At 63.2% G+C, this 1479-nt stretch carries 1 protein-coding gene and 1 pseudogene; one reads left to right on the top strand and one right to left on the bottom strand.

All coding sequences use genetic code 11. The features are described 5' to 3' along the window. The first annotated feature begins 528 nt into the window (after positions 1-528). The gene (locus tag EQG76_RS31315; RefSeq protein ID WP_159719115.1) at positions 529-903 is read left to right on the top strand and encodes a c-type cytochrome; all 375 of its coding nucleotides are present in this window, start codon (positions 529-531) and stop codon (positions 901-903) included. A gap of 311 nt (positions 904-1214) precedes the next feature. On the opposite strand, the pseudogene EQG76_RS31320 reads toward EQG76_RS31315, so the two are convergent. After that, positions 1215-1412 (bottom strand): annotated as a pseudogene (locus EQG76_RS31320) (integrase core domain-containing protein); the annotation flags it as partial. Positions 1413-1479 lie beyond the last annotated feature (67 nt).

Raw genomic sequence — 1479 nt, forward strand, 5'->3', positions numbered from 1 at the left:
CCAGGTCTCGGCCAAAGAGCCCGATCGGTTCAGGCTCGATCCGTCACACCACATGCTGGGACCGTACATTCTACACCTATGTCGCGGCCCATGCGAAGGATGCCTCGCTGCAGGCCTTGGGCGAGGAGTCGGCCACCGAGTCGCTGGACCATGGCGTCGCGTTGCGCCGTAGGCGGCGGGTCTTCGGAGGCGGATGCAGACCGGCTGTTCCGGCGTCTGGCCGAAGAGGGACGGCAGGAGGCGGCCGGCCTGGCGAACAGGGCCGAACCAGAGCCTGCGACCATAGCCGAAGGCATCCGGATCCTGGAGCATGCCTTCGAGCGCTACTGCGACAGCGGAACGGACGCAGCAGGAAATGATTGTGAGGGAAGCACAGAGGCTGGCCGAGCGCAGCCTGCGGCGGCTATCCCTGGCGTGCCAGGCACGTGACCTGGCAGGGAGTTCATCCATGGCATGAATGCCACGGGCAAGAATTTGCCATGCCATTCGTAGCATGCAATCGGGCAAACGACCTGGGAGAGGCAGAACATGCGCATCATCGGCTGTACCATCGCTGCGGCGGCACTTGCATTGGCCTGGGGCAATGTCGCCCAGGCTCAGGATGCCGCGGCGGGGGAGAAGACCTTCAAGCGCTTCTGCGCTGTCTGCCACACCGTCGAGCCGGGCAAGAACCGGGTCGGGCCTACCCTGCACGGAGTCTCCGGTCGGACCGCGGGCAGCGTGGAGAATTTCAAGTATTCAGACGCGATGAAAGAGGTCGGCTGGACCTGGGATCAGGAACACCTCGACACCTATCTGGCGAACCCCAAGCAGGCCATTCCAGGCAACAAGATGATCTTCGCCGGCGTCAAGAAGGAAGACGACCGAAAGAACCTGATCGCCTACCTCGAGACCGTGAAGTAAGGCCGGCAGCGACAGCTTCAGCTTTGTGAATGGACCGACCGGAGGCGGGCGAACGACCGCCTCCGGTCATTGTTCCAAAGGTCCCTCGTGTGCCTCCCCAGGAGACCGCCGCGAAACCCTAGCCTTAACCGTGTGGCTGTGATTCGGATCCTAGTCAGGCGGATCGAAGACGGCCGATGGTGCGCAAGGCGGTGGGGCAGGTGAGCTTGGTGGAGGCCCTGCTGCCCACAGCGTATGGCAGTAACCAGCGCCTGGATCTACCACAACCGCAACAGGATCGAGCGTCTGTGGGCCGGGCTCAAGGTGTCCTCTTAACCTCCTTGTCTGACGAACTGCTCGACGGTTTCCCAGGGCCGCCTTCCGTGGTTGCGGTAGCCGAGGTGCGGCCGCTCATGGTTGTAGTGGACGAGCCAGGGATCGAGATCGGCCTGTAGCGCCTCGACACTCTCGAACAGCTTGGCGTGCATCGCCGGCCGGAAAAACTCCTCCAGCACGGTTCCGTTGAAGCGCTAGGTGTTTGGTCCCGCGGAGTAGTGGCCGGGTGGCTGGTGAAGAAGCTCAGGCTCTTGCTGCCAG

It is taken from the genome of Geminicoccus flavidas, assembly GCF_009806515.1.
Lineage (GTDB): Bacteria > Pseudomonadota > Alphaproteobacteria > Geminicoccales > Geminicoccaceae > Geminicoccus > Geminicoccus flavidus.

Excerpts from the sequence above, each read along its gene's own strand:
- EQG76_RS31315 (WP_159719115.1), top strand. The coding sequence starts at position 529 with ATGCGCATCATCGGCTGTACCATCGCTGCGGCGGCACTTGCATTGGCC.